This is a genomic window from Streptomyces sp. Y2F8-2 (genome assembly GCF_014905555.1).
Classification (GTDB): domain Bacteria; phylum Actinomycetota; class Actinomycetes; order Streptomycetales; family Streptomycetaceae; genus Streptomyces; species Streptomyces cynarae.
In genome coordinates, this window is sequence record NZ_BNGS01000001.1 from 512,819 (window position 1) to 531,523 (window position 18,705).

17 protein-coding genes, 3 tRNA genes and 2 pseudogenes are annotated in these 18,705 nt (G+C 72.9%); 12 read left to right on the plus strand and 10 right to left on the minus strand.

All coding sequences use genetic code 11. The features are described from left to right. Window positions 1-18 precede the first annotated feature (18 nt). Both SY2F82_RS02350 and SY2F82_RS02355 read right to left on the minus strand, forming a co-directional pair. Window positions 19-864, minus strand: coding sequence for an SMP-30/gluconolactonase/LRE family protein (locus SY2F82_RS02350; RefSeq protein ID WP_200417223.1), 846 nt, complete (start codon window positions 862-864; stop codon window positions 19-21). Continuing rightward, entirely contained in the window at window positions 861-1,634 is a 774-nt protein-coding gene (locus SY2F82_RS02355) for an IclR family transcriptional regulator (protein ID WP_200417224.1), read from the minus strand. Before SY2F82_RS02355 ends, SY2F82_RS02350 begins: the two co-directional genes overlap by 4 nt. A 134-nt stretch (window positions 1,635-1,768) precedes the next feature. Here SY2F82_RS02355 and SY2F82_RS02360 point away from each other — a divergent pair, with 134 nt between their 5' ends. Beyond that, the gene (locus tag SY2F82_RS02360; RefSeq protein ID WP_236041052.1) at window positions 1,769-2,347 is read left to right on the plus strand and encodes a hypothetical protein; all 579 of its coding nucleotides are present in this window, start codon (window positions 1,769-1,771) and stop codon (window positions 2,345-2,347) included. Here SY2F82_RS02360 and SY2F82_RS02365 read toward each other — a convergent pair. Further along, window positions 2,331-3,200 (minus strand): RimK family alpha-L-glutamate ligase, encoded by an 870-nt coding sequence (locus SY2F82_RS02365; protein ID WP_200417226.1) that lies wholly within the window; start codon window positions 3,198-3,200, stop codon window positions 2,331-2,333. The genes SY2F82_RS02360 and SY2F82_RS02365 overlap by 17 nt on opposite strands. Before the next feature lie 61 nt (window positions 3,201-3,261). Between SY2F82_RS02365 and SY2F82_RS02370 the strand changes: the two are divergent. The 6 genes and pseudogenes from SY2F82_RS02370 to SY2F82_RS02395 form a co-directional block, all read left to right on the plus strand. Then, window positions 3,262-3,513 (plus strand): annotated as a pseudogene (locus tag SY2F82_RS02370) (PP2C family serine/threonine-protein phosphatase); the annotation flags it as partial. A 73-nt stretch (window positions 3,514-3,586) separates the two neighbouring features. Continuing rightward, the gene (locus tag SY2F82_RS02375) at window positions 3,587-5,035 is read left to right on the plus strand and encodes an acyl-CoA synthetase (RefSeq protein WP_200417227.1); all 1,449 of its coding nucleotides are present in this window, start codon (window positions 3,587-3,589) and stop codon (window positions 5,033-5,035) included. Continuing rightward, on the plus strand, window positions 5,028-6,365 hold the full coding sequence (locus SY2F82_RS02380) for a carboxyl transferase domain-containing protein (RefSeq protein ID WP_200417228.1): 1,338 nt from the start codon (window positions 5,028-5,030) through the stop codon (window positions 6,363-6,365). Before SY2F82_RS02375 ends, SY2F82_RS02380 begins: the two co-directional genes overlap by 8 nt. Before the next feature lie 157 nt (window positions 6,366-6,522). Further along, window positions 6,523-7,560 (plus strand): rod shape-determining protein, encoded by a 1,038-nt coding sequence (locus tag SY2F82_RS02385; protein WP_103838219.1) that lies wholly within the window; start codon window positions 6,523-6,525, stop codon window positions 7,558-7,560. Window positions 7,561-7,660: 100 nt separating this feature from the next. Beyond that, complete coding sequence (locus SY2F82_RS02390) at window positions 7,661-8,095, plus strand: DUF6153 family protein (RefSeq protein WP_200417229.1); 435 nt, start codon at window positions 7,661-7,663, stop codon at window positions 8,093-8,095. 106 nt (window positions 8,096-8,201) lie between these two features. Next, on the plus strand, window positions 8,202-8,903 hold the full coding sequence (locus SY2F82_RS02395; protein WP_200417230.1) for a DUF305 domain-containing protein: 702 nt from the start codon (window positions 8,202-8,204) through the stop codon (window positions 8,901-8,903). Window positions 8,904-9,019: 116 nt separating this feature from the next. Here SY2F82_RS02395 and SY2F82_RS02400 read toward each other — a convergent pair whose 3' ends face one another. After that, complete coding sequence (locus tag SY2F82_RS02400) at window positions 9,020-9,871, minus strand: helix-turn-helix domain-containing protein (protein ID WP_200417231.1); 852 nt, start codon at window positions 9,869-9,871, stop codon at window positions 9,020-9,022. Window positions 9,872-9,984: 113 nt separating this feature from the next. Between SY2F82_RS02400 and SY2F82_RS02405 the strand changes: the two genes are divergently transcribed. Beyond that, the gene (locus SY2F82_RS02405; RefSeq protein ID WP_200417232.1) at window positions 9,985-10,578 is read left to right on the plus strand and encodes an NADPH-dependent FMN reductase; all 594 of its coding nucleotides are present in this window, start codon (window positions 9,985-9,987) and stop codon (window positions 10,576-10,578) included. Window positions 10,579-10,656: 78 nt separating this feature from the next. On the opposite strand, the gene SY2F82_RS02410 is transcribed toward SY2F82_RS02405, so the two are convergent. The 3 genes from SY2F82_RS02410 to SY2F82_RS02420 all read right to left on the minus strand — a co-directional run bounded on the left by SY2F82_RS02410 (window position 10,657) and on the right by SY2F82_RS02420 (window position 12,726). Next, window positions 10,657-10,875 carry a class IIb bacteriocin, lactobin A/cerein 7B family gene (locus tag SY2F82_RS02410; RefSeq protein WP_200417233.1) on the minus strand — a complete coding sequence of 73 codons (219 nt, stop codon included), beginning with the start codon at window positions 10,873-10,875 and terminating at the stop codon, window positions 10,657-10,659. Between the two features lie 581 nt (window positions 10,876-11,456). Continuing rightward, window positions 11,457-12,353 carry a hypothetical protein gene (locus SY2F82_RS02415; RefSeq protein WP_200417234.1) on the minus strand — a complete coding sequence of 299 codons (897 nt, stop codon included), beginning with the start codon at window positions 12,351-12,353 and terminating at the stop codon, window positions 11,457-11,459. 13 nt (window positions 12,354-12,366) lie between these two features. Continuing rightward, window positions 12,367-12,726, minus strand: a complete 360-nt coding sequence (locus tag SY2F82_RS02420; protein WP_200417235.1) for a hypothetical protein — start codon at window positions 12,724-12,726, stop codon at window positions 12,367-12,369. Window positions 12,727-12,781: 55 nt separating this feature from the next. Here SY2F82_RS02420 and SY2F82_RS02425 point away from each other — a divergent pair, with 55 nt between their 5' ends. Continuing rightward, window positions 12,782-15,778: a BTAD domain-containing putative transcriptional regulator gene (locus SY2F82_RS02425; RefSeq protein WP_236041053.1), complete on the plus strand. Its 2,997-nt coding sequence runs from the start codon at window positions 12,782-12,784 to the stop codon at window positions 15,776-15,778. 215 nt (window positions 15,779-15,993) lie between these two features. Next, window positions 15,994-16,108, plus strand: a pseudogene (locus SY2F82_RS38600) (VapC toxin family PIN domain ribonuclease); the annotation flags it as partial. Between the two features lie 156 nt (window positions 16,109-16,264). On the opposite strand, the gene SY2F82_RS02430 reads toward SY2F82_RS38600, so the two are convergent. The 3 genes from SY2F82_RS02430 to SY2F82_RS02440 all read right to left on the minus strand — a co-directional run bounded on the left by SY2F82_RS02430 (window position 16,265) and on the right by SY2F82_RS02440 (window position 16,665). Beyond that, window positions 16,265-16,338 (minus strand) — tRNA-Ile (locus SY2F82_RS02430). A gap of 176 nt (window positions 16,339-16,514) precedes the next feature. Next, a tRNA-Asn gene (locus SY2F82_RS02435) sits at window positions 16,515-16,587 on the minus strand. A gap of 5 nt (window positions 16,588-16,592) precedes the next feature. Next, window positions 16,593-16,665 (minus strand) — tRNA-Asn (locus tag SY2F82_RS02440). Window positions 16,666-16,829: 164 nt separating this feature from the next. On the opposite strand from SY2F82_RS02440, the gene SY2F82_RS02445 reads away from it, so the two are divergent. Both SY2F82_RS02445 and SY2F82_RS02450 read left to right on the plus strand, forming a co-directional pair. Next, entirely contained in the window at window positions 16,830-17,135 is a 306-nt protein-coding gene (locus SY2F82_RS02445) for a YtxH domain-containing protein (RefSeq protein WP_200417236.1), read from the plus strand. Between the two features lie 88 nt (window positions 17,136-17,223). Continuing rightward, on the plus strand, window positions 17,224-18,678 hold the full coding sequence (locus SY2F82_RS02450; protein ID WP_200417237.1) for an FGGY-family carbohydrate kinase: 1,455 nt from the start codon (window positions 17,224-17,226) through the stop codon (window positions 18,676-18,678). Window positions 18,679-18,705 lie beyond the last annotated feature (27 nt).

The window sequence follows — 18,705 nt, forward strand, 5'->3', positions numbered from 1 at the left end:
CCCTGAGCGGACGAGGGGTCAGCCGGCGAAAGCGGGCTGCGCCAGGCCCTTTCCGGCGCCGGGGACGACGAGGAGCGAGCCGGAGAGCGGGTGCGGCGCCTGAAGGCCCGTGCGGGCGGTGGTGATGTACAGGTCGGCCAGGTCGGCGCCGCCGAACGCGCATGCGGTCGGGCGCTCGACGGGCAGTTCCAGGACGCGGTCCAGGTCCCCGGACGGGGTGTAGCGGTGGATCGCGCCGCCGTCCCACAGGGCGACCCACACACAGCCGTCGGCGTCGACCGTCAGCCCGTCCGGGAAGCCGCGCTCGACGTGGGCGAGGGCGCGTCTGCCCGCCGGAAGCCCGTCGTCGCCGACGTCGAAGACGTCGATGCGGCGGGTCGGCGAGTCGATGTAGTACATCAGCCGGCCGTCGGGGCTCCAGCCGGTGCCGTTGCTCACGGCGACGTCGTCGAGGACGGTGCGGACGGTGCCGTCGCCGGTGATCCGGGACAGGGTGCCGCCGCCCGGCGCCTCGTCGTAGCGCATGGTGCCCGCCCACAGGGAGCCGTCCGGGGCGACGGCCGCGTCGTTGCCCCGGCGGCCGGGGACCGGCTCGTGGCGCAGCCAGCGGAAGGTGCCGTCGGGGTCGCGCAGGCCCACGCCGTCGCGGAGGTTGAGCACCAGGCCGCCGCCGGAGCGCGGCTTGGCGGCACCCACGTGCTGCTCGCTGGTCATGACCGTGCGGCGCCCGGAGGCGGGGTCGTACGTGTGCACCCGGGACCCCAGGATGTCCACCCAGATCAGCCGACCGCCGTCGGCGTCCCACGTCGGGCCCTCACCGAGGGCCGCCTCCTCGCGTACGGCGCGCTCGTACGTCGTCGTCATGCGACGCCCCGGTGGCCGAGCCGCTCGGAGAGTTCCGCGGCGCCCTTCACGACGAGCTGCTCCAGCTCGGCGAGGCGCTCGTCGCTCCAGCGGATCATGGGCACCGAGATGGACAGTGCCGCAACGACCTGCCCGGTGCGGTCGCGCACGGGGGCGGCGACGCAGCTGACGTCGGGATTGGACTCGCGGCTCTCCACGGCGATGCCGCGGGCGCGGATCTGGGCCAGTGCCTCACGCAGGGCCGCCGGGTCGGTGATGCTGTTGGGAGTCATCGCGACCAGCTCGGCGTCGTCCGGGATGCGGGCGGCGAGTTCCGGCTCGGGCAGGGACGCGAGGAGCATCTTGCCGACGGAGGTGCAGTGGGCGGGGAGCCGGCGCCCGGCCGCCGACACCATGCGCACGGCGTGCGTGGAGTCGACCTTGGCGATGTAGATGACGTCGGTGCCCTCGAGGATGGCCACGTGGACGGTCTCGTCGCAGGTCTCGGCCACGGACCGGGCGACCTGCAGTCCCTCGGCGGCGAGGTCGAGCTGCTCGGCGTAGCGGCTGCCGAGCTGGTACGGGCGGACGCCGAGGCGGTAGCGTCCCGGCTGCCCCTGTACCGGCACGATGTACGAGCGCGCGGCGAGCGTGGTGACGAGCTCGTGCACCGTGGTGCGCGGCAGCTGGAGCTTGCGCACGATGTCGGGGGCGGACAGCGTGCCGTCCCCGTCGAGGAAGAGCTCCAGGATGTCGAGAGCCCGGGTGACGGCAGGTACGAGGCGTCCCACGACCGGCCCCCTCTCCATGTTCGAAATTTCAACTGACGATCGGCATGACGAACACAGGCTAGTCATAGTGCGCTGGGGCGGCAATGGTCGTGCGCGCTGCGGGATTCGGCAAGTGGTCAGCGAGGATGGACGGCATGCCGTCCGCCTTCACGCCCCGCGACTTCCAGCTGGTCCTGCTGCGCCGCATGGCCGACCACAACCCGGACCTGGTGGAGGACGCCCGCCATGAGCTGGGTGTCTCCATCGCGGACATGCGCGAGGCCAACAAGCGCTGGCAGGCGATGGTCCGCTCACCGCGCTCCCGCTCGGCCCTGAGCCGGTACCGCTCGGTCCTGGGCGAGCCCGAGTCGACGACGCCCCGCCGCATCGGCGACCTGGACTGCGACGCCCTGCTGTGGCCGGTCCCCCTCTGGTCCGACCTGCGCTTCGAGGTCCTGGTGGCGCCGAACGGGGTGGTGTGGAACGAGTGGCTGGTACGGGCCCCGGGCGCGCCGTCCCCCGAGCTGAAGACCCTGGAGGACCTGACCCCCTGGTCCTGCACGGTCGACGAGGCGGCCCGCGCCTTCGCCCCCGCCCGCCCCCTGGAGGGCACGGCGCCGACCCGCTGGGGCCTGGCCTTCACGGCCCCGGACGCGCGGGGCGTACGCCATCAGGTCGCCGCGGAGTTCACCTGGGGGCTGTTGCAGCGGGTGGGCGTCAGCGGGCAGCGGTGAGGATCGCGTCCACCACCACGGGCAGCGACCCGGCGTGGAGGTCGAGGAACAGGTTCGGCTCGACGAGCTCCAGCTCCATCACGCACGGCTGCCCGTCCGCCCCGTCCACCAGGTCGACGCGGGCGTAGAGGAGGTCGGCGTGGCCCGGTACGGCGGCCAGGGCGCCCTCGGCGGTGGCGAGTTCGGCCCGGGTCGGGGTCCAGGGCTCCAGGCCGGGGTGGGCCACCTTCTTCTCGTCGTACGGGGTGCCGGGCGCCAGGACGGCCCCCTTCCGGCTGGCGTGCAGCAGCCGCCCGCCGAAGAACTGCACCGCCCGCTCCCCGCTCACGTCGATGCCCTTCACATAGGGCTGCACCATCGCCGTGAACCCGTCGGCGTGCAGGCGGGCGAGCTGTCGTACGGCGGTGTCGTGCTCCCCGGGCGTGTACCGGGCGGCGAACCGGGCGCCGGCGCCGGAGGTGGGCTTGACGACGTACTCGTGGTCTTCGGGCAGGTCGGCGGGGTCGCCGGGGGCGATGTACCGCGTGGGGACGGTGGGGACACCCACGGCGGCCAGGTCCCCGAGGTACCGCTTGTCGGTGTTCCAGCGCACGACGTCCGCCGGATTGGCCAGCCGGGTGGCCCTCCCGCACCGCTCGGCCCACGCGGTGAACTCGGCCGCCCGCCAGCTGTAGTCCCACGTGGACCGGATCACGGCCAGGTCGTATCCCGCCCAGTCGACGTCCGTGTCGTCCCAGTACACGGCGTCCGCCTCGGCCCCCGCCGCCCGCAACTCCCGTATGAGCACCGGCAGATCGCGGTCGACGGCGACCTCCGGCCCGGGACGGCAGGTGACGAGTGCGACTCGGGCCACGTCTGGACTCCTGTTCGTACGACCAATGCTCCGCGACGATTCCTCCGCGCAGGCTAACAACAAGGCGTTGACGGGCGGCGACGACGCCGGTGCCGTACCCGATCTGCGGCTGCACGACGCGCTGCCGGGCGACCGGTATCTGCTGTGCTCGGACGGCCTGTCCGGGGTCGTGCCGGACGAGGAGATCCGCTCCGCGCTCACGTCCGCGTCCGCCCCGGACGAGGCGGTGCGGGCACTGGTGGGCGCGGCGAACGCCGCCGGCGGTCCGGACAACGTGAGCTGGGTGGTGGCGGAGGTGGTGGAGGCCGCATAGCGGACGGGGCTGTGCGGCACGATGGGTTCGTAGGTCCCGTCCGTACGTCCGCCTCGACGCAAGGAGTGTCCGCGTGTCCTCCCTCTTTCCGGCGCTGTCCGATCCCTCGGCCGGCCGGCGGCCCGCCCTGCGGTTCGGGGAGCGGGGTCTGACCTATGCGCAGCTCGCCTCGGCGGCGGGGGCGCTCGCCGGGCGGATCCGCGGAGTGGGGAGGGTGGCCGTGTGGGCCACGCCCTCCCTGGAGACCGCCGTCGCCGCGGTCGCCGCGCTGAGTGCCGGTGTGCCCTTCGTCCCGCTCAACCCGAAGTCCGGCGAGCGGGAGCTCGGGCACATCCTGGCGGACAGCGCGCCGTCGCTGGTGCTCGCCGGGCCGGGCGTCGAACTGCCCGGCCCGGTCGGCGGACTGGAGCGCGTCGACGTCGATGTGCACGGCTCCGGGGCTCTCCCGGAGGACGGGACGGGCGACGAGGACCCCGCCCTCGTCGTCTACACCTCCGGCACCACGGGCCCGCCCAAGGGCGCCGTCATCCCCCGTCGCGCCGTCGCCACCACCCTCGACGCGCTCGCGGACGCCTGGCAGTGGACCGGCGACGACGTACTCGTGCACGGGTTGCCGTTGTTCCATGTGCACGGGCTGGTGCTGGGTGTCCTCGGGCCGCTGCGGCGCGGCGGGTCCGTGCGGCACCTGGGGCGGTTCAGTACGGACGGTGTGGCGCGGGAGCTGGGCGAGGGCGCGACCATGCTGTTCGGCGTGCCGACGATGTACCACCGCATCGCCGAGGCCCTGCCCGCCGAGCCCGAGCTGGCCAAGGCGCTCGCCGGGGCCCGGCTGCTCGTCTCCGGGTCCGCCGCGCTGCCGGTGCACGACCACGAGCGGATCGCCGCCGCGACCGGCCGCCGGGTCATCGAGCGGTACGGGATGACCGAGACGCTGATGAACACCAGCGTGCGGGTGGACGGGGAGGCACGCGCGGGGACGGTGGGGGTTCCGCTGCCGGGCGTGGAGTTGCGGCTCGTGGAGGAGGACGGGTCCGTGGTCGCCGCCCGCGACGGCGAGAGCGTCGGGGAGATCCAGGTGCGCGGGCCGAATCTGTTCACCGAGTACCTCAACCGGCCCGACGCCACCGCCGCCGCGTTCACCCCGGACGGCTGGTTCCGCACCGGGGACATGGCGGTGCGCGAGCCCGACGGGTACGTGCGGATCGTCGGGCGCAAGGCGACCGATCTCATCAAGAGCGGCGGCTACAAGATCGGGGCCGGGGAGATCGAGAACGCGCTTCTCGAGCACCCGGGTGTCCGGGAGGCCGCCGTCGCCGGGGAGCCCGACGACGACCTGGGCGAGCGGATCGTCGCCTGGGTGGTGCCCGCGGATCCCGCGGCGCCGCCCAGTGCCGACGAGCTGGCCGGCCACGTCGCCCGCCGGCTGGCCCCGCACAAGCGTCCGCGTGTGGTGCGGTACCTGGACGCCCTGCCCCGCAACGACATGGGGAAGATCATGAAGCGGGCCCTGCGGGATGCCTGAGCGCCCTTCCGCACGGGACGCCCTCGCCCTGGTCACCGACGACTTCGCGGAACTCCCGTCCCCCGCGCGCGACGGCCGGCCCGACGGCCCGTTGGCCTGGCCCGGCTACGACGCCTCCCGCGCCCGCGCCGCCGCGCGCACCGGCGAGGAGGAGTCCGTCGTCTGCGGGCGCGCCACCGTCGGCGGCACCCCGGTCGTGCTGATCGCGTTCGAGTTCGGCTTCCTCGGCGGCTCCCTGGGCGAACGCACCGGGGACCGGCTGGAGGCGGCCCACGTCCACGCCCGTGAGCGGCGACTGCCGGTGGTCTCGCTGGTCTCGACGGGCGGCAGCCGGATGCAGGAGGGCATGCTCGCGCTGACCCAGTTGCAGCGCGTGGCCCGCCAGTCGGCGCTCACCCGCGCGGTCGGTCTGCCCCAGCTGGCGGTGTTGCGGGACCCGACGACGGGCGGCGGCTGGGCCACGCTGGGTGCGGGCGCCGACGTGGTGCTGGCCCTGCCGGAGGCCCAGGTCGGCTTCGCGGGCTCCCGGGTGCGCCCACCGGACGCGGACCCGGCGGCGTACACCGCCCAGGCGCAGCTCGCGGCGGGCACCGTCGACGCGGTCATACGGCCCGGAGAGCTGCGCGAGACGCTGGGGCGGTGGCTGGCGCTGCTGACGGCGCCCTCCACCGAGCCCGCGCCCGTGCCCGGTGCGCTCGGCCAGGTGGACCTCCCGGCCACCGGCTGGGACGCGGTGCGGCGCGCCCGCGACCCGGAGCGCCCCCGCGCGGACGCCTACCTGGACGCCTACTTCACCGGCCGGGCGGCCATCAGCGGCGACCGGTGCGGCGGCACCGACCCGGACGGCATGCTGTGCGGCTTCGGCACCCACGACGGCCGGACCGTCGCCTACGCCGCCCAGACCGGCACCGCGACCCGGCCCGCCGGGTACCGTACGGCCGCCCGGCTGATCCGCCTGGCGGACCGGCTGTCCCTGCCGGTGCTGACGCTGGTGGACACCCCGGGCGCCGCCAACGACGCCGACGCCGAACGGCAGGGCGCGGGCGCCGCGATCGCGGACCTGTTCGCCGCGGTCGCCACCGCCCGTACGCCGATCACCACGCTGGTCATCGGCGAGGGCGGCTCGGGCGGCGCCCTCGCGCTCGCCGCGCCCGGCAACACGTGGGTCACGCCGGACAGCTACTTCTCCGTCATCGCCCCGGAGCTCGCCGCCGCGATACTCAAGCGCCCGCCGGAGCAGGTGCGGCAGACGGCGGACCAGCTCCGGGTCCGGCCCCAGGACCTGGTCGCCCTGGGGGTGGTACGGGGGATCGCCGGCGCCGCCACGTGACGGGCGGACCCCGTACAAGGTCCCCCGTGCGCGACGCGCCCAGGACCACCCGCCCGGACCACCCCGGGGGGCGCGGGCCCGCGTCACGGCAGAGGATGCGGAGAAGAGGCCCGCCGCCCGGCGGCCCGCCCGCGGTCCGTTCTCGGGAGGTACCGCCATGACCGTCAGCCTGGACCAGCTGCGCCGCTGCCACTTCGCCGTCGACCTGGGCGCGGCGAGGACCCGCGTCTACGTCAAGGGCGCCGGTCTGGTGGTGGACCAGCCCAGTGCGGCGGCCGTGAACACCCGCACGGGTGCGCTGATCGCGGTCGGTGAGTTCGCCGAGAAGATGACGGGCCGCACGCCCTCCTACATCCGCGTCGTCCGGCCCGTCTCCGGCGGTACCGTCGTCGACATCGAGATGGCCCAGCGCATGCTGCGCCATCTGCTCGGCGAGAAGCTCCGCCGCAGCCTGCGCCGCAAGCCCCGGCTGCGGGCCGCCGCCTGCACCCCGCACGACGCGGACCCGCTGGCCCAGCGCGCGGCCGTGGAGACGCTGGTCGGGCTGGGGGCGCGCAGGGTGGAGCTGGTGGACACGCTCGTCGCGGCGGCCGTGGGGTGCGGGCTGCCCGTCGAGCAGCCGGAAGCCTCCATGATCATGGTGTGCGGGGCCGCCGCCACGCAGATCGCGGTGCTGTCGCTGGGGAACATCGTGACCGCCGAGCGCATCCCGGTGGGCGGCGAGGCCGTCGATCACGCCATAGTGCAACACCTGCGGCACGAGCACGCGTTGATGCTCCCGAGCCAGTCCGTACGGCCGCTGCGGCTCGCCCTGTGCGCGGGCGGGTTCACCTCGGACGGGCCGGCCTCCACCGAGATCATGGGGCGGGACGTGGCGACCGGGCTCGCGCGCTCCGTGAAGGTCGACACGGCGGCCGTGCGGAACGCCATCCAGACCCCGCTGACCGCCGTCCTGGACGGCATCGGCAAGGTGCTGCGGGACTGCCCGCCCGATCTGGTGGCCGACCTCGCCGACCGCGGGATCATGATGGTCGGGGGCAGTGCGCTGCTGCCGGGACTCGACGACATGCTGCGCCAGGCGACCGGCATGCCCGTGCACATCGCCGAACGGCCCGACATCTGCGCGGTGCAGGGCCTGGGCGCGATGCTGGAGGGCAGGATCCAGCCTCTGACGTTGGATCCACTGGCGGCCTGAGCCCCCCGGTCGCGCTGAAGGCCGGACGGCTTCGGCGGGATCGGGGCGGCGTCCGGGTGGCCTGCGCACGGAGCGGCGGGCGTTCCGTACGATGGGCGCCATGACGTCCCGCGTGCGCACCCGCTTCTCGGTGAGCCGTGCCCGCTGGGTGCTGCTGGTGATGGCGGTGCTGGCCGGGGTGCTGGCCATGCACGCGCTGTCGCCGTCCGGGACGCCGTCGGCGGGGCAGCACGTCATGGTGGGGGCGCCAGGTACGGCAGGGCATCGGACCGTATCCGCATCCGCTCCCGCTCCCGCGGACGACTGCGTGTGCCCCCATCTGTCGAGCGCCGACCATGGCGGGATGGCCATGGACCACTCCGGCGGCACCTGCGCGGCCGGGGGCACCGCCGCCTCCTACGTCCCGCCCGCCCTGCTGCCCGCGCTCACGGTCCCCGGGGAGTGCGCCGCGGCCTTCTCCGGTCACCCCGTCGCACGGACGGCCGAGGGCCGGGCTCCGCCCGACCTGTCCGAACTACAGCTTCTGCGGATCTAGAGGCGCCCGCACGACACCGGCCTTCTCAGGTGGCGTGCTCCGGTCCGTCTCATGATCCGTTCTTCCCGCGCGCCTGCGCGGGGTGTTCCAAGGAGCTGTACTTCTCATGGCATTTCGCCGTTCCTCGATCCGCCGTACCGTCGCGCTGGCCGCGGCCGCGACCGCAGCGGTGGTGCTGACCGCCTGCGGCGGCAGCGACTCCTCCTCGCCCTCCTCCTCGCCCTCCGCCTCGTCCTCCGCCTCGTCGGGGCACTCCGGCCACGGCATGGGGTCGATGTCCCCGGCCGCCCCCTCGGGCGCCGCCTCCGCGGCGCAGGGCGGCCACAACGCGCAGGACGTGACGTTCGCGCAGGAGATGATCCCCCACCACCGCCAGGCCGTGGCCATGGCCGCCCTGGCCCCGTCGCGGGCCTCCTCCCAGGACGTCAAGGACCTCGCCGCGAGGATCCGGAAGGCACAGGACCCGGAGATCGCCACCATGTCGGGCTGGCTGAAGGCGTGGGGCGAGAAGGTCCCCGACGGCAGCGGGTCCGGCATGGAGAGCATGCCGGGCATGGACCACTCCGGCTCGTCGATGCCCGGCATGATGTCCGACGGGGACATGAAGAAACTTCAGAACCTGTCGGGTGACGCCTTCGACAAGGCCTTCCTCCAGATGATGATCGGCCACCACGAGGGCGCGATCGCCATGGCGAGGACCGAAGGGGCCAAGGGTGCCTACGGTCCCGCGCAGACGATGGCGAAGTCGATCGTCACCTCGCAGTCCGCCGAGATCACCGAGATGAAGAAGATGCTCGGCGAGCGGTAGGCAGTGGTCAGCAGGCAGTAGTCAGTGGGCTGTGGGCCCAGGGCCGGTTCGGGGCGGTGGCGGTACGGCCGCTGCCCCGGATCCGGCTCCCTTCGCACCCGGGCGACGGCGCGGTGTCAGGTGACGGCGCGGAGCCTGCCGTAGGGCCGGTGGCGGAAGGACTCGTGGCGGAGCTGATCGACGCTCCGGGCGGTCTCCTCGTCCGCGGGCAGGTGAACGACCAGCTGCTGCGCGTCCGCGGAGAGCTCGAGTGTCTCCCGGTGGAAGCGGAGTTCGTGTGCGGTGGGATGGTTCAGTCGGAGGACGCCGCGCTTCGGGACCATGTGCCGGTTCAGGCGCCGTGTGAAGTCGGGACCGGCGAGGGGCGCGAGTTCCGCGGTGAACCACTCGGAGTTCTCGACGGACGGCCCGAGCCACAGGTCGAAGGCCTGCTGGTCCGCGATGTCGTCCCAGTCGGCGAAGAAGGTGCGGGCGCGGGGGTCGGTGAACACATAGCGGGTGAGGTTGGGTGCGCCGGTCTCCAGCAACCCGGTTCCGTCCATCAGCCACGCGTAGCCGCCGGTGTGGGCGAGGACGTCGCCCAGACGGTTCGTCACCAGCGCGATCCCCGGCTCGAGGAGGCGCAGGGTCTCCAGTACGGACGGCCGGACCTCGCGCCGAGGCGGCGCCGGCCGGGTGTGGGCGACACACTCACCGCCGCTGATCTTCGCGAGGTAGCGCAGGTGGTTGCGCTCCGCGGGGTCGAGACTGAGGGCGTCCGCGAGCGCGTTCACCACCGCCACGGAGGGGTTGCGGTCGCGGCCCTGCTCGATACGGGTCAGGTACTCGACGCTGATGCCGGCCCGCACGGCCACGTCCGTGCGTCGCAGACCGGGTGAACGGCGGCGGCCATGATCCGGTATCCCCAACTCGTCCGGCTGGATACTGTCGCGCTTGGCCCGGACGAAGTCACCCAACGGTGTACCCATGCCGTGAGCATACGGTGACGCCCCGCCGGTCGTGGAGTGCTGAGGGTGGCCCTGCGGGGGCCAGCCTGAGCCCGGCCTGGTTGGGCTCATCGCGGCGGCCGATGGTGGTGGGCATGGAGAACACGCACAAGCTGGTCATCATCGTTGGCAGCGTCCGGGAGGGCCGGTTCGGTCCCGTGGTGGCTTCATGGGTCGCCGATCAGGCCCGTGCGCACGGGGGATTCGACGTCGAGGTCGTCGATCTGGCGGACGTCGAGGTCCCGTTGGCCCTGCCCGCCGTGCCGCCGAAGTTCGCGGGCGACGACTACCCCCGTCCGGCCGGGATGGAGCCCCTGACGTCGGCACTCGACGGCGCGGACGCGTTCGTCATCGTCACGCCGGAGTACAACCACAGTTATCCGGCCTCGCTGAAGGCGGCCATCGACTGGCATTTCACCCACTGGACCGCCAAGCCGGTCGCGTTCGTGAGCTACGGCGGCGCGGCAGGTGGCCGGCATGCCGTACTGCATCTGGAGAACGTTCTGACCGAGTTGCACGCGGTGACGATCCGCGACGGTCTCGCCTTCCCGAACTACTTCACGGCGTGGCGGGACGGTCAGCCGCTCGACCCCGAGGCCCCCGGGTACGCCAAGACGTTGCTGGACCAACTCACCTGGTGGGCGGGCGCACTTCGGACGGCACGCGAAGCCGCCCCCTACCCGGCGTGAGCCGGTCGCAGCACGACAAGAAGAGGCCGCCCGCCCGCGCGAGGAGCGCGGGGCGGACGGCCGCCTTCGAGCCGGCGATCAGAAGGAGACGTTGACGCCGGCCTGGTGGTAGGCGCCGAGGGTGCCGACGGTGCCCAGGGCAACGCCCTCGACGGTGCCGACCTGAGCCAGGACGTCCGCGTCGCTGACCGTCGTCGGGCCGACGGCCGCGCTGGCGTGCGGGGCCAGGCCGCCGGAGACGTTGTCGAGCTCGGCGTCGGACAGCTCGGCGGTGTGAACCTGGGGAGCGGAGTTCATGATGGAACTTCCCTTCGCATGTGGTGTTCCGCAAGGGGGGAGCGTCCCGCTGGGGACAGGTGGCGGGCCGCGACCGCGGGCGTGCGGCATCCGTTACCGGCCACCCTTCGCACGACCCCGCGGCGCCAGAGATCAAAGCACGGAGTGCGCCGGCTATCCAATCAATCGGCGCTTCCACCAGAGCGGTTGACCGCGCGGGCCACGCATCCGTAAAGGCGCGCGCACGAATTGGGGGCGGTTTCTCCACACGCCGCACCGACCCGGGACGGAACCGGCGCTTCCCCCGTGATGCGGAACAAGACATTCCGCGCCAATGGAACGCGCCCCGGCCACCCGTCGTGGAGATCCCTCGCACCTCGTGCCGCAGTTGCGCATTCACGGTGCAGATTCACCGAACTCGGGGTGACCGACGGCCCGCCCCGCCGAAGAGGGGCCCGGCCCCGTCCGTGATCGGGCAGGCAGCGGCGTCCCGGGCGTCGACCACGGCCTCCGCGGAGCGGCGCACCGGACCACGACCGACACCGCACCTTCCGCCCCGCTGAACAGCGTAAAGGGGGCCATGTCGTCGACTTGACGACACGTCACCGGTTTGCCGGGTAGTTGTCCGGTCCCGCCGACACGCAACCCTGGTTGGACGCCGCCACCAGCCAGGGCAGGACGCCGTTGTCCTGCCGCAGGTCGATGTAGAGGGCCACCGTGCGGATCAGATACCGGTGTTTCCAGCTCGTGTAGCCGAACTGGGTCGCCTGGAGCGCATCGGAGTCGCGGCAGACCGCGGAGCCGGTGCCCTCCAGCGGGCACCAGTAGGACCAGTCCCCGGTGGGGGTGTTCTTGAACTGCTGATAGGCACTGCCGGCGGTGCCCTTGTCGGCGAACGGGACAACCACCGCCGAGACCATGATGTTTCCACCCGCGTCGATGTACGAACCGGTGACGATGTCACCGCCCGAGCAGCCCAGGCGCGCGAGCGTGGCACGCACTTCGGCGCTGCGGCCCGCCTGGGCGCAGGAGTGCACACCCTGGCTGCGGCGCGTGTATGTCACGCCTTTGGAGTCCGTGAAAGAGGCCGCGAGCAGTGCCGAGGGGGTGGCCGGGGTGCCGTCGGTGGCCTCGTCGTCGAGCGTCGTGACGTCGAAGGCCGTGGGGCTCGGCGGCTCGGAGACGGGTTCTTCGCTGTCCTCGGGGGTCGCTTCGGATTCCTTCTCGGAGGGTGTCGCGGTGTCGGTGGTCGGGGCGGACTCCGGCTTCCAGGACGACGACGCCTGCGAGAAGGGCGTCTCGGACGGCGACACCTTCGACTGCGCGTCCTTGTCGTACACCGTGAACGCGAGCGTCCCCACGGCGGCGGTGGCCGCGACCAGCACTACGGTCAGCAGGGTCCGGGCGCCGACCACGATCCACTGGTTGTTCTGGGTGTTGTTGTCGCCGTTCAGCACGCCCTGGGCGCCGGAGGCGTTCACGTCGAACTGAGAAGGCATGGATGACGTGCCGTCAGTTGAACGTGTTGTTCTGAGTGCTGTGGTCGCCGTTCAGCACCCCCCGGGCGCCGCGGGCGTCCACGATCATGGCCCCGAGCCGGCGTTCCGCGCCGAGCAGGACGCGGCGGGAGGCGGCGAGGATCTCCTCGTCCCGCTCCAACCCCATGCCGGTGAGCACCTCGGTCAGCCGTGTCCCCCACGCGTCGGGGTCCGACTCATGCGCGTCCAGGACGCGTACGCCGTAATCCCCCTTACCGGCCAGCCGGTCGCGCAGCCGGGCGTACAGATCGCGGACGGCTTCGCGTGCCGTGTCCGTGAGCCCCGCCGAGGCTCCCGCGGCCAGGGCGGCGGCCACCAACTCCACTTCGGTCACCAGAACTCCCTTCACTCCCCGCGATGCGCGGCGGCACACTGTCAGGTCTGCGACCATGGCAGGCGGCGATGTACTGGCGATGAAGCGCCGCTGGTGCGCGGGGGCGGGGGGTTTTGGGGTGGTGGGCGGCGAAGCTCCTCAGCGGCTGCGGATCGAGCTGCTCGGGCCGTTGCGGGCCTGGCGGGACGGCACACTCCTGGAGTTGGGATCGGTCAAGGCGCAGGCCCTCCTGGCCGCTCTGCTGCTCGGCCGATGGGGCAGGGCCGGCCACGAGCGGCTGCTCGACGCGGTGTGGGGTACGGAAGCGCCCTTGTCCGGGCGCAATTTGCTGGCCATCTACGTCAAGCAACTGCGCAGCAGGCTCGACCCCGAGAACACGCCGCCCGCCGAATCGGTGATCCGCAGCGGACAGGGCTGGTACGGCTTCGTCGCCGACACGGCCGTACTCGATGTGACGGACCTGGAGGAGCGGGCCGTAGAGGCGCTGCGCACCAGGCAGAACGGCGACCCGGCCACCGCCGCCGACCAACTGGCCGCCGCGCTCGCCCTGTTCCGGGGCGAGCCGCTGGCCGGCCTGCCCGGTCCGTTCGCCGATGCCGAGCGGGACCGACTGGCCATGCGTCGGCGGGAGCTCAGGCTCGCCCGCCTGGAGTGCCTGATGCTGCTCGGCCGGTACGCGGACGCGCTGGACGACTTCGCCGCCCCCTCCACCGCCGATCTGCTCGATGAGTCGCTGGCCGCCTACCGCATGCGGGCCCTGTACGGCAGCGGACGCCAGGGCGACGCGCTGCGCGTCTTCGAGGAGATGCGCGGGCGCCTGGAGGAGGAACTGGGCGTGGATCCAGGGCCGGAACTGGCCGGGGTGCACCTGGCCGTGCTGCGCCGGGACGCCGGGCTGCTGCCGCGCGTCCACGCCGCCGCCGACGAACGGTCCCGCGCCGACCGGGCCGCCGACAAGCTGCCCCACCCCCGGCCCGCCGCCGACCAACCGCCCCACCTCCGCCGTACTGTCAACCAATTGCCGGGCGACGCCGGGTACTTGATCGGCCGCAAGGATGCACTGCGGCTACTCACGGAGCCGTTTCCGCCGGAGTCGGTGGCCGTCCTGACCGTGGACGGCCCGGCCGGCGTCGGCAAGAGCGCCCTCGTCGTCCGCGCGGCCCGCGAAATCTGCACCGAGTACCCGGACGGCTGCCTCTTCGTCGACCTGCGTGCCCACAGCACCCAGCGGCGGCAGTCCCCGGAGCAGGCCCTGCAACGCCTGCTGCGCTCGCTCGGCGCGGCCAAGGGCGAGCTGCCCGCCGACCTCGACGAACTCACCGCCGCCTGGCGGACCGCGACGAGTGGGCTACGGCTGCTGCTGGTCCTGGACGACGCCCTGGACGCCGATCAGATCCGCCCGTTGCTGCCCGCCGGGGCCGGCAGCAGGGTGCTGGTGGGAAGCCGGCGCCGGCTCACCGAACTCGACGCCGACCGCCGGATCACCCTGGAGCCCCTGACCAGCGCGGACTCGGTTGCCCTGCTCACCCATCTCATCGGCGCGGAGCGCGCGAACGACGACCTGGAGGCCGTGAACCGGCTGGCCGAACTCTGCGACGGCCTGCCGCTGGCGCTGCGCATCGCCGGGTCGCGGCTGCAGAACCGACGGAGCTGGCCGGTGCGGGGGCAGGTGGACCGGATGGCGGGCGACGAGGGACGTATGGAGGAGCTGACCGCCGGGAAGCGCAGTGTGGAGGCCAACTTTCGACTGTCGTACGACCAGCATCTGACCCCTTCGCAGCAACGGGCCTTCCGCGCCCTGGGGTTGGTGCCGACCGTCGAGTTCGACGCGCTGATGCCTGCGGCCATGCTCGGCCTGCCGGCCCGCGCGACCGAGCGGATCCTGGCGAGCCTGGTCGATGTGAGCCTGCTCCAGGAGCCGCGGCCGGGCCGCTACCGGCTGCACGACCTGGTGCGGGTGTTCGCCCGCCGGGTCGCGGAAGCGGTGCCGGAGGAGGCGGCCGTCGCGCGCCGCGCGGCGCTGCGAGTGGTCCTCGACGCGGCGCGGACCGCCAGTGACTGGGGCGCGGTGAGTTTCCCCACCGGCCCCCGGCCCGCCGAGGCACTGTTCGAGGACTGGCGGGACGCGGAGGCCTGGCTGGACGCGGCAGGCGGCGAACTCCCCGATGTCGTCGGGCACGCGGTCGCCTACGGCGAGATCGACTTCGCCTGCTGGATCGCGGAGGCCCTGTGCGACTACTTCACCCGGCAGGGCCGCTATCACGAGTCGCAGACGGCTCTGGAGATCACGCTGGCGCGCGTGACGGAGAGCACCGACGCCCGGATGGCCACGTCGCTCAGGGGCTGCCTGGCCTACACCGCCGTGTACCAGCGCCGGTATGCGCAGTCGCGCGCCCTGTTCACCGAGGGACTGCACCTCAGCCGGAGCCGCGGCGACCGGCTCAATGAGTCCCGGGCGCTCGCCGGACTGGGTTCCGTCCACGTGAGTGTGGGCGAGGGAGACCTGGCGATCGCCCACGTCACCGCGGCACTGGACGTATCCCGCCCGGGGAACGACCACTGGGCCAGCTGCATGTCCCTGCTCATTCTGGGCCGCGCCCACCAGTACGCGGGACGGGACGAAGAGGCGCTGGCCCACTATGCCGAGGCCCGTGTCCACGCCGAAGCGATCGGCAGGCCGCACCAGCTCGGCAGGATCCTGAGCATCGCCGCCGACGGCCACCTCAGGCTCGGTCGGCACGGCGAGGCGAAGACCCTGTTACGCCAGGCGCTCGACCTCGCCGAGCAGTCCGGGGACCTCTTCTTCTGCGCCCGCAGCCTGACCCGCCTCGGTACGGTCGAACAAGCCGAGGGAGACCTGCTGGCGGCCATGGCCTTCCACGGACTCGCCCTCCAGCGGTTCGAGTTGCTGTCCCGCATTCCCGCACCCGGCCACGACTGGCTCGAAATGGACATCCGCACCCGCCTGGGCCACGCTTACGCGGCGGCGGGCTGCCTCCGCGCGGCGCGTGACCAGTTCCAGCGGGTGGTGGATGTGGGCGACGCCCGCTGACCCGTGAACCACCGGCGAGCGGGAGATGCCCGGGTCGAGTCCGAACACGTCTGTACCCACGAGAACGGCGGGCCTCTTCCCCCCGGCTGGGTGTCCCGACGCCTCAGGCGTCTCGTCGAGCTGTCCGGCCTGACCACCCCGCGCATCGAGGTCTCCACACTCGGCGACGAGTCCGTCTCCCTCGGCGCGATCCACACCCCCACGCGGCGCTCGACGCCACCTACACCTGGTGCCCCATGCCGGACGGCGTCCACCGCCGCTCCCGCGTCGTCCAGGAGCAGCTCACAGCCAAGGGTGAGCACCGCAAGCGCAGGCCCCGTCGACCTCCTCGGACCTTCGCGAGGACGCCGCCGGTGGAACCGGTGAGGGTGGACAACGCCCCTGGATCTTGGTCTGAGGGAGTGAAGGAGGGCCGCCACGCTGGCGTGGCGGCCCTCCTTCTTGCGCTTCTCTGGATAGAAACGCTTCTGCGCGTGTAGCGCCCAGTGGGGCGGGTGGGACTCGAACCCACGGCCGACGGATTATGAGTCCGCTGCTCTAACCGGCTGAGCTACCGCCCCGTCACGGCGCGTCGCGTACATGTGTGCGCGCCGTCTGCCGCAGCATAGCCGCTCATACGATCTCCTGCTTCGGATGGTCGTCTTCCGCGGCCCTTCATGACCTTGAGGACTTCGCCGCGGGCGCGGCGGTTCCCCCGGGCATGAAAAAGGACCCCGAAGGGTCCTCGTTCAGCATGCTCCCCCGACTGGACTCGAACCAGTAACCTGCCGGTTAACAGCCGGCTGCTCTGCCAATTGAGCTACGGAGGACCGAGCTCCCCCGACTGGACTCGAACCAGTAACCTGCCGGTTAACAGCCGGCTGCTCTGCCAATTGAGCTACGGAGGAATGCCTCGTTGCATCGAACGTACCTCCCCGGGTATCCGCCAGGGGGCGCTCGCTCGCTGCGACACATACATTAGCGCAAGCAGGGGGGTGCTCCGCCAACCGGTACTCCTCGACACCGGCGCCCACGCAAGGGACGACGCAGACGCAAGGGAAGGATGGCCGCCATGCGCTATCGGCTCACGTTCGTCGCCGGGCTGGTCCTGGGCTATGTGCTGGGCACACGGGCCGGGCGCGAGCGTTACGAGCAGTTGAAGAAATCCGCCCGGCAGGTCGCGCAGAACCCTGCCGTGCGCAACACCGCCGAGACCGCCGCCCACCAGGGCCGCGAGATCGCCGGGAAGGCCCTCCACGCGGTGGGGGCCAAGGTGGGCGATCACATGCCCGACTCGGTCGCCGACCGCGTGCGCTCACTGCGCGAACGCGGCACGAACGGCAGCGGCCCCGACGACTGGGGCACCAGCAACAGCTGACCGCGGATCGGTGACGTGCGCGCCGGGAGGGCCCCGCGGCTCCTCCCGGCGCGCACGTCCACCCCCTTCCGTACGGCAGAATTCCGCCATGGGGATAGTCGCCGGGTTGGACAGTTCACCCGATTTCACTCGTATCGTCGTCTGCGACACGGACACGGGGGCCGTGCTCAGGCAGGGGTATGCGCCGCATCCGGTGGAGACCCTCGAGGGTGGAGGCCGTCCCTCCGACATCGACCCGCAGGCCTGGCTGCTGTCGCTCGGGGAGGCGGCCGGCGGCGGGCTCCTGGAGGGCGTGCAGGCCATCGGAGTCTCCGCGCAGGCGAACGCGCTGGTCCCGCTCGACACACAGGGCGCCACCGTGCGGCCCGCGCTGGTCGGCGGCGACAAGCGGGCACAGGTGGCGGCGGCCGACCTGATCGACGCGCTCGGCGGCCGGCAGGCCTGGGCCGAGGCAGTCGGCTGCGTCCCGCAGGCCGCGCAGCCCGTGACCAAGCTGCGCTGGCTCGCCAAGACGGAGCCCGACAACGCGCTCCGCACCGCCGTGCTGATGCAGGCCCACGACTGGCTGGTGTGGCAGCTGCTCGGCCGCCCCGTGAGGCGGACCACCGACCGGGGCGGCGCCTCCGGGACCGGGTACTGGTCGGCGGCGACCGGCACCTATCGCAGCGACCTCGTCGAGCTGGCCCTCGGCCACCAGGCCATGGTGCCCGAGGTGATCGGCCCCTCCGAGGCGGCCGGTACGACTCCGGAAGGGCTGCTGATCTCCGCCGGCACCGGGGAGACCATGGCCGCCGCGCTGGGTCTGGGCATCGGGCTCGGCGACGCGGTGGTCTCGCTCGGTGCCTCCGGGTCCGTGATGGCCGTCCACCCCGAGGCGCTCGTCGACTCCTCCGGGATGATCACCTCGCTGGCGGACGCCACGGGCATGCACCTGCCGGTGGTGACCACCCTCAACGCCGTGCGCACCCTGCGCGGCACCGCCGAACTCCTCGGCCTGCCGGACCTCGAGTCGCTGTCCGACCTGGCGATGAAGTCGACGCCAGGCTCGCACGGGCTCGTCCTGCTCCCCTACCTGGAGGGCGAGCGGACCCCGAACCTGCCGCACACCGCGGGCACCCTGGCCGGGCTGCGGCGCGAGTCGATGAAGCCGGAGCACCTGGCGCGGGCCGCGTTCGAGGGCATGCTGTGCGGGCTCGCGGACGCGCTGGACGTGCTGCGCGGGCGCGGCGTGGAGGTGCGGCGGATCTTCCTGCTGGGCGCCGCCGCGGAGCTGCCCGCCGTGCAGGCCGCGGCGCCCTCGCTGTTCGGCGCGCAGGTCGTCGTCCCCCAGCCCGCGGACTACGCGGCCATCGGCGCGGCCCGCCAGGCGGCCTGGTCGCTCGGCGTCTCCCGGGGCACCCTCGACCCGCGCACCCCGCCCCCGTGGCAGGGCGCGGCGGCCCAGGTCCTGGAGCCGGGCGAGGAGCTCGCGGTGGGCCAGGCCGTACGGCAGCAGTACGTGTCGGTACGCGAGCAGACGCATCCGGGAGCGTTCCGCCCGTAGACGCGCTGATCGTCGCGGCCGTAGAGG